6 protein-coding genes and 1 pseudogene are annotated in these 7,962 nt (G+C 54.3%); 3 read left to right on the forward strand and 4 right to left on the reverse strand.

Annotation, left to right across the window (positions count from 1 at the left end):
- Positions 1-17 precede the first annotated feature (17 nt).
- The 3 genes from GOV53_RS11745 to GOV53_RS11755 all read right to left on the reverse strand — a co-directional run bounded on the left by GOV53_RS11745 (position 18) and on the right by GOV53_RS11755 (position 2,007).
- Complete coding sequence (locus GOV53_RS11745; protein WP_170466877.1) at positions 18-209, reverse strand: hypothetical protein; 192 nt, start codon at positions 207-209, stop codon at positions 18-20.
- Positions 202-369: a hypothetical protein gene (locus tag GOV53_RS11750; RefSeq protein WP_170356195.1), complete on the reverse strand. Its 168-nt coding sequence runs from the start codon at positions 367-369 to the stop codon at positions 202-204. The genes GOV53_RS11745 and GOV53_RS11750 overlap by 8 nt, the downstream gene beginning before the upstream one ends.
- Positions 370-984: 615 nt before the next feature.
- Positions 985-2,007 (reverse strand): AraC family transcriptional regulator, encoded by a 1,023-nt coding sequence (locus GOV53_RS11755; RefSeq protein WP_170353204.1) that lies wholly within the window; start codon positions 2,005-2,007, stop codon positions 985-987.
- Between the two features lie 92 nt (positions 2,008-2,099).
- Here GOV53_RS11755 and GOV53_RS11760 point away from each other — a divergent pair, with 92 nt between their 5' ends.
- The 3 genes and pseudogenes from GOV53_RS11760 (at position 2,100) to GOV53_RS11765 (ending at position 5,767) form a co-directional block, all read left to right on the forward strand.
- Positions 2,100-3,611 carry a DUF1214 domain-containing protein gene (locus GOV53_RS11760; protein WP_217354419.1) on the forward strand — a complete coding sequence of 504 codons (1,512 nt, stop codon included), beginning with the start codon at positions 2,100-2,102 and terminating at the stop codon, positions 3,609-3,611.
- A 329-nt stretch (positions 3,612-3,940) separates the two neighbouring features.
- A pseudogene (locus GOV53_RS21520) lies at positions 3,941-4,234 on the forward strand (OmpA family protein); the annotation flags it as partial.
- A gap of 27 nt (positions 4,235-4,261) precedes the next feature.
- Positions 4,262-5,767 carry a DUF1254 domain-containing protein gene (locus GOV53_RS11765; RefSeq protein ID WP_254439267.1) on the forward strand — a complete coding sequence of 502 codons (1,506 nt, stop codon included), beginning with the start codon at positions 4,262-4,264 and terminating at the stop codon, positions 5,765-5,767.
- Between the two features lie 729 nt (positions 5,768-6,496).
- On the opposite strand, the gene GOV53_RS11770 is transcribed toward GOV53_RS11765, so the two are convergent.
- The gene (locus GOV53_RS11770) at positions 6,497-7,570 is read right to left on the reverse strand and encodes an isocitrate/isopropylmalate dehydrogenase family protein (protein WP_170466879.1); all 1,074 of its coding nucleotides are present in this window, start codon (positions 7,568-7,570) and stop codon (positions 6,497-6,499) included.
- Between the last annotated feature and the right edge of the window lie 392 nt (positions 7,571-7,962).

Genomic DNA, 7,962 nt, shown 5'->3' on the forward strand with positions numbered 1-7,962 from the left:
TCGAATTTGGGATGGGATCAGTTGGTTGAGACGATCCGCAGGATCATCTCGGTTGCCGGTTCGCCGTAGGACCCAGCCAGAGGGCCGGTGACAGCAAAGCCGGTTACGCAGTCTTCGAACACCCCTTCCACGCGGAAGTGATGCTCTGGGACGTCATCGAAGGCGCGAACGACCACGACGTCACCGGGGGCCAGCTCCAGCTCAGCCATCGTCGGACCTCCACGTCCAGAGAACCGCCAGCAGAACCAGCGCCGAGACAGCGGGATGAGACCGCGAAACCACCCAGAGCATCGTCGTCAGGACGGCCTTGGGCGGTGGGTGCAAAAGAAAACCCCCGACGAGAACGCCGAGGGCAGACAGGTACTTCATGGATCAAACTCCTACAGTTGCTTCTTTATTTAGATGCAGGAGGTTGCTCGTTTTCTGAGGGCAAGGTGTGAGTGATACTCGCTGGCTTGTTTGCGCGCGACACCTGCGTTAGCGTGAATGTCCCAAGGCGAATACTGGGTGAGGCCAGAGCAGGTCCATTGCACAGGGTTGAGTTGTCAACGATTTCGCGGGGTATGAAAATGGCCGATACTGAATGCAACTATCAACGGATCGTCTCGGTTGAGGAAGTCAGGTGTGCTCTTGAAGAGGCGCAGTGCCAGCAATGTGGCGTCACCACCATTGAGTTAATGTCACGCGGGGAGTTGCTCGAGATCTGCGGTGAGGAACTTTGCTCCGACATCTCAACGGGCAAGAAAACTTTCATCGCGATTGCACTATGCCCAAGCTGTCATGCACGGGCTCATCAGGACGCCGAGAACAAGCATAACCCCTGCCAGATAAAGGCTCGGTGGAGTCGAGAAGGCCTAGCGTAAGGAGTTGTCGGGGGATCTGCGCTTTGCTTTCTTTTTGCCGTAGTGGACTTTGGTTGAGGGCTGGCTGAATGACCGCGATGCGGACGAAGCAGTCGGTGGTACTGGAGCGGTTTCAGAAGGTTTAGAACCTATCGCGCCCAAGAATTCGGTGCTCAGATGGCGAGACACCAGTGGCGGTCTTAAATGCACGGCTGAAGTTGTTGGCTGTCTCGTATCCAAGCGCAGTAGCAATATCGGCGATGGTGCCAGACTGCAATGAAAGTAACTCTTTCGCCCGGCTTACGCGAACATCGGTTACTATGCGACGGAATTGCGCGCCTTCTTCCTCGAGCTTCCTTTGAAGAGCGCGAACACCAAGCCCGAGTGCGCGAGCGGTTGCATCAACCGAGATTTCTTTGTGGTGGAGTTGCTGTCGGGCTATTGCGGCAACCCGACCAGCCATTGTTTCAGGTGGTCCGCCGACGCGTTCCCTCGCAACATCGTCAACCGTCACAAAACCGCGAACGCGATATTGCCTTCTGTTCTCGACCAAAAGCAATGAGCTTTCGAATTCCACACCCAACCTTGGTGCGTTCCAAACTATGGGACACCCATATGTGTCTTCGACTTCGACCGAGTTCGGTACTTTTGCAAAATCCAAGAGAACTGCCGTAGGCGTCCATTCCTTACCTAGGTACTCGCGAAAAATACTTAGGAAAACGCCGATCGCGGAAAAAGCTATATCGGCGTAAGCGGGGTGCTCCGGCATTCCGAATTTGTAGCAATAGCGCGAACGTCGGCCAGAGGCTTCCAGCCATGCACGATCAACTGATGAGTGCAAAGGCATAACCGATGTTGCGCGACGTAGCGCGTTACCCAACGTAGGCGCGGACAGGACATACTCTCCCCAAAGCCCGTAGTCTGCGACCGTTAGGTAAGGAGACCAAAGCAAGCCAATGTTTTGATGGCCCGCCAATCGAACCGCCTCCTCGACGAATGTCGCCAGCGAATGCTCGGAAATGTATCCCGACCGTTCTTCGATAAAGTGATGTGGAAGGTCAGCGACATCCATGGCCTTCGCTAATCTTTTTTCTCCAGCGACCTCATGGACAAACTGCGGCATCGCACCAAGCGCCTTCGCTGAAATCATCGGTGGCAGTGCCATTGAGTTCTCCGGAAATGCGCCTGTCGTGAAATGATACGCATCTGCGTTTCGGATGTGCAAGTCTCGCGAAAACCTCAAGGGAGTAGTCACGAATGAAACAGATGGGCACATTGTTCACAGACTTATCGACCAAGTGTTTAGTTGCGGCCATTTGCGTCGGCGGCGCCGCTGCTCAGGTCGAGGCGCAGGAATTTAACGACACGGGCGACATTCTCGCGCGCTCGGCGCAGGTTGAAGACATCGAATACAAAATAATGGTGCAGCGCGCGACGCAAACCGCGATTTGGGGCATGCCTGCTGCAGGCATGATCGACTTCCTGAAAGGTATTCGCCGAGATCTGGGCGGGGATTACAACGACATTGTGTATCTCAACAAACCGTTCGACTCCAAACACGGGTTTCTGACGGCCAATGATGTAACAGCTTACGCATGGGCGTCCATGACATCTGAGCCCGGGCCTTTGGTGATCGAAGTTCCGGCAGCAACAGACAAGGTCAATTACTTCGGTACGATTGTAAACGCCTGGGATGTCCCGATTGCCGATGTTGGTCCGGACGGGTTCGACGAAGGAGAAGGTGGTAAATATCTCATGCTGCCACCCGACTATGATGGCGACATGTCAATCGAGGAACTGACTGACGCGGGATACTTGCCGTTCGAGACAGACACTTACGAATACGGGTTTTCATTCCGCCCAAAGCTGACCAACGGCGCGACTGATGCGGACGCGGCTGAATACGCACAGACGATAAAAGTCTACTACCTGTCAGAAGCCGACAACCCACCACCGAACACCTATCATGAAGCCTCTGAGGTTCCCTACGACTCCCTGCCGTACTACAACGAAACCTTCTTTCAGGACCTAAACGACTACGTCCAGAACAACCCAATCCGTCCTCAAGACAAAGTCATGGTGAACTTTCTGAAGGATCTCGGGATTGAGAAGGGTAAGCCGTTCGAGCCAACCGAACTTCAGGTGAAGGCAATGGAGGAAGGTCTGTTGCTGGCTTATGCATCCATGCAGCATTATTTTGTGACGCCAGGCAAAGCGATGTTGCCGCTATGGGTGGACGAAAACGGCGACATGAAAAGCCAATGGCTTATCTGGGACTTTGCAGAGGGTCAGGCCGAGCTTGGGTTTCCTTACGAAACTGAAACCGAAGTGCTTGTCGATGCCCGTGCCGGCGGCAGCTACTTCTGGATTACCTATTTGCCGAAACAACTTGGCGGCGGGACGTTCTACCTAACTGGTCTGCGCGACAGCGAAGGCGAGATGTATGACCACAATCAGACTTACAAGCTGAACGTGCCAGCGGACACACCCGCCGAGGATTTCTGGTCAGTCATTGTCTATTCGATGGAGACCAAGAGTTTCATCCGCGACGTCGATCCTGTGGGACTTTCCGAGCGCGACACCGACACGATGCAAGCAAACGAAGATGGTTCTTACGACATCTACTTCGGGCCTGAAGCGCCAGAGGGCATGGAAAGCAACTGGATCCCAACCACCGAGCCCTACTTCCTCCTGTTCCGCCTCTACGGCCCTGAAGAGGGCTGGCTGGAAAGCGGCTGGATGCTCGGAGATCTCAAGAAGGTCGAGTAGCTGAAACTTTTCGCAATTGAATTCGGACACTGACCGGTATTGGCACAAACCAATTGGTCAGTAATTGGAGAGGCGGTGTATGCCTCGGGACACCGTCTCTCCACAACAAACACCAAAGTGCCAAGTCGCGACAAGCGCATAAAGGCAATGAAAATGGGAGTTTCAAAATGAGAAACATTAAGACTTGTATGACAGCGATTGCGATTGCACTCGCAGTCAACACGGGACCGCTTAAGGCGCAACAATTTGGCCAAGAAAGAGCACGAGCGGTCGGTGAACTGACAGATGAAGCGGTTGTGTCCGCTCTGCGCGAAGATGGTCGCGTCTCAATGAGCGGCGGTTTTTTTGAGACCGACAGTGACGCGCTAACCGGCACGTCACCCGAGGTGTTGTTCAAAGTTGCCAGCGCGATGGCGACGCTGCCTGAAATGCGACTGGCGATCGTGGGCCATACGGACTCGGTGGGTGACTTTGCATACAACATTGACCTCGCTGAGCGCCGTGCTGCGGCCGTACGCAATGCACTGATGGGCGAACCCTACAACGTCGCGGCGGAACGTCTGGTCGCCATGGGAGCAGGTCCAATCGCGCCTGTTGCCTCGAACTTGTCCGAGGAAGGACGCGCGCTGAACCGGCGCGTGGAGTTCGTTTTGCTGAACGAAGATATGATTCAACAAAACGAGGGCGCAAACGAACAAGTTGCATTGCCTCCACAATCAGACAGAGAGTTCGCCGCAATCGTACCGCAAAACGTTTTGACACCGGACAGAGTGAAAACAGAGACACTTGGCACACTTGAGTTTTTCGATGGCATGCCTTCACCAGATACGGTTGAGAAAGTCTTCGACAATCTGGACTTGATGCGCGCAACGACTGCTTTTCTTGATGGCATGAAAATCGCGTCTCTGCGTGGAATGTTTCAAGGCTATGAAGATGTAGGCGCACAACCCAATGATGTCGTCATTGCAGAAAATCTTCTGGATGCCAGATCAATCTGGCTGACGCCTAATACAACGACTATTTACGTTGGTTCCAACGTTGATATCTCCGAAGGTCCTATGGTCATAGAGGTGCCCGCTGGCATGTTGGGCCTGTTGGACGACGCAGGGTTCGACTACGTCGCAGACATTGGCGCGCTTGGTGCAGACAAAGGCGAAGGCGGGAAATACCTGTTGATGCATCACGACGATGAAACTGCAGTGCCAGAAGGATATTTTGAACTTCGTACAAGAACAAATGAACACTGGTTGCTGCTGCGTCGCTCCCCCGGGGCAGATGGTGACACAACAGGACCAGTTGCAGAGATCAAGGCAGGGCTGAACATCTATCCGCTCAGCGCAGCCGACAATCCGCCATCGGAGAACTTCATCAATATCTCCGGCGTTCAGCACAACACAGTCCATGCCAACAACGAAGACTTCTTCGAGGAGATTCATGTAGCCTTGGATAACAATCCGGTCGGCGCTTTTGATCCAGAAATTGTTGGGACATTTGCTTCCATTGGCATCAAAAAAGGCGAACCGTTCGAACCGGACGCCAGAATGAAGGGAATCTTCAAAGAAGCAGCAGCCATCGCAAACGCGACAGCGCGTGCGATCACATATGCCTCACGGGATCCGGGGGTGTACTTCTATGAAGATCGTCAATGGAACTCGCCGTTCCAACGCCAGAGCTATCTGTTCCTTGAGGATGGCGCGCGTATTCTGGATGATCGGACATACTTCTTTTACATGGCGACAGGTATCACACCTGCAATGACTGCGCCGCCGGTTGGCACCGGGTCGGTGTATGCAATGACGGCCCGCGACAAAGATGGGGAGTATCTGGATGGTTCAAAGACCTATAAGGTAACGCTTCCCGCGCCGGTCCCTGCCAAGAACTTTGCGTCATTCATGCTCTATAGTGGGCAGACTCGTTCGATCTTGGAAACAGACCAACAATCCGGAGGGATCGACTCCAACCGGCCCGGAATAAAGCCGAACGACGATGGTAGCTTCAGCATCTATTTTGGACCGGAAGCGCCGGAAGGTTGGGAAAACAACTGGGCGCAAACAGTTCCCGGTCGAAGCTTCAATGTTATGATGCGCCTTTACGGGCCGCTTGAACCATGGTTCGACAAAAGCTGGCGGCCCGGTGATTTGGAACTCGTGGAGTAGTCTTGGAAGTTTAGGCTAGACGAGCAAATGTCTTATGGCGAACATGGACGCTCCAAGAAATTGGGGCGTCTCCAAAACCGGCCGCTTTGGGCTCTAACCAGTCCTTCGCTGCACTCGCCTTGAACGTCCGCTCCACCCCCCAAGCCGCCAGCACCAGCGACCAGTCTTCAGCCCCCGGAATCGATCGTCAGCGGTCGTCTCAGCGCCAGTGGACGGTCCTCTAGCGGTCTCGTCAGCACCCGCTAACGACCTCTCTAGCAGCCAAAATGCCCCCGAAACCGCCCCAGTCGGTCAGGCCTCGCCAAAAAGGCGATAACAATCATCGGTTGGCAAGGATTCCTACCACCCCAGCCACCTTTATCCATTAAGTACATGTTTTTAATTTACTAAGTTACTTGTCGAGTTTTTCATTCCCACCAATATTCCCACCAGCGCCGTTGTTTCCGAGATTTGGCTTCTATCGATTGAACAATCGACTCTCGCCGATTCAAGATGGCCGTAGGGCGGGTCTAACAATAGGCCATGAAGGCACTAGACCGCGTAGATAGCCAAATTCTTACATGGTCGAAATTAGGAGTTTGTAAATCTGGATGTCCGCTATCCGCTCCTAAGCTGTCACCTGACCAAAAGACTCAGATGACTGCTTCGAGCCCAAAGCTGCCTATCAATAAACGCTTCTACGGATGTTTGCGCCTACTTGAACAGCATGAACCGACATTGAAATTTCTCTCACGGCCCCGCCTCGATCGCCTGGATCAGTGCCGACGTAAACTCCTCAGTCGTTGCGGTTCCGCCAAGGTCGTACGTTGGCTTGCGTTGAAGGGTTTGCGCTACCGCAGTTTCAATTGCCTCAGCCGCGCGTAGCTCATCGAGGTGACGTAGCAGCATGGTCAGCGACAATATCAATGACGTCGGATTAGCTATTCCCTTATCCGCGATGTCGGGTGCGGAGCCGTGCTGAGCCTGCGCTATGGCGAAGCGAGGGCCAAGGTTCAGAGATCCCGCGACGCCGAGGCCACCGGACAGCTCTGATGCAAGGTCTGAAAGGATATCGCCAAACATATTTGTTGTTACGATCACACCAAATGCCGCCGGATCGCGGACCAAATGCGCGGCCGCAGCGTCAACGAGCAACTCGTCATAGTCGATATTGGGATGCTCGGCAGCCACGGCGCGGCAGCATTCAAGAAACAGTCCGTCCGAGACACGCATCACATTTGCTTTGTGCACGGCTGTTACCCGGGAAAAGCCGTCCTGTTTGGCATGGCGAAATGCGGCTTCTGCAATGCGCATGGAAGCATGTCGGGTGATCTTTCGGAACGCGAGTGCGGTGTCGGGGTCAGGCATAAACTCTCCCGGTCCCTGATGCATGTTGCGGTCGGCGTAAAAGCCTTCGAGGTTTTCGCGCATGACGGTCAGGTGAAACGGTTTAGAGGCTGCCCTGGGAACGCCTTCCCATGTCCGTGCTGGGCGAACATTGGCGTAGAGTTCGAGATCCTTGCGCAAGGTGCCGGAGGGATTAAGACCTCCCTCTGCAGCCGGAGGATAAGCGTTGTGGGACACGGGGCCGAGGACTACGCCGTCAGCCTCCTTGGCAGCGGTGCGGACCGGTTCCGGGATTGTGCTTCCGGTCGCCTCAAGCGCAGCGAAACCGATGTCAGCCTCAGTCACAATTATCGGCCGGTTGCAGATGGGCGTCACGGCGGCAAGAACACGTTGCGTGGCCGACGATATTTCAGGGCCAATCCCATCCCCGGCGAGAAAAAGGAGTTGAAGCGGAGATACTGTGCTCGGTTCAGTCATGAGGATTGCTCCCACGGAGGTTGTTGGCTCTTCGTTAGGTTGGCTCAGTTGATGCGATCCAAGATGGCAATTGGTATCTCATTGAGCAAGGACCGGTTAGTCCGCAGAGCCGTCGTTCGGCCAATTTTGCTGAGCGTCTGCTTCGAGCCCAATCCGGAAGCACTTCGGTGCTGATGCTCGCAAATGCAGCAATCCGAGCGCCAAAATTGCTAGCCGCGTCGCAGAGAGAAAAGCGGCCGTTCGTTCACGGCGCAGCGAGATTTGCAGCATCTATTTCCGCTCTGCGGACGAAGCTGCCATTTGGAATATGCTTCGGAATGACTGCTGTCAGCCTAAAGCGACCATTCACAGCTACTTTACGCTATAGTTTGCCCAGTCATACGCTGCGATAG

It is taken from the genome of Ruegeria arenilitoris, assembly GCF_013035315.1.
Taxonomy (GTDB): Bacteria; Pseudomonadota; Alphaproteobacteria; order Rhodobacterales; family Rhodobacteraceae; genus Ruegeria; species Ruegeria arenilitoris_D.

Bases quoted from the DNA above. Each gene is read 5' to 3' on its own strand.
- GOV53_RS11745 (WP_170466877.1), bottom strand. From the start codon at position 209: ATGGCTGAGCTGGAGCTGGCCCCCGGTGACGTCGTGGTCGTTCGCGCC.
- GOV53_RS11750 (WP_170356195.1), bottom strand. From the start codon at position 369: ATGAAGTACCTGTCTGCCCTCGGCGTTCTCGTCGGGGGTTTTCTTTTG.
- GOV53_RS11760 (WP_217354419.1), top strand. From the start codon at position 2,100: ATGAAACAGATGGGCACATTGTTCACAGACTTATCGACCAAGTGTTTA.
- GOV53_RS11770 (WP_170466879.1), bottom strand. From the start codon at position 7,570: ATGACTGAACCGAGCACAGTATCTCCGCTTCAACTCCTTTTTCTCGCC.
- GOV53_RS11755 (WP_170353204.1), bottom strand. From the start codon at position 2,007: ATGGCACTGCCACCGATGATTTCAGCGAAGGCGCTTGGTGCGATGCCG.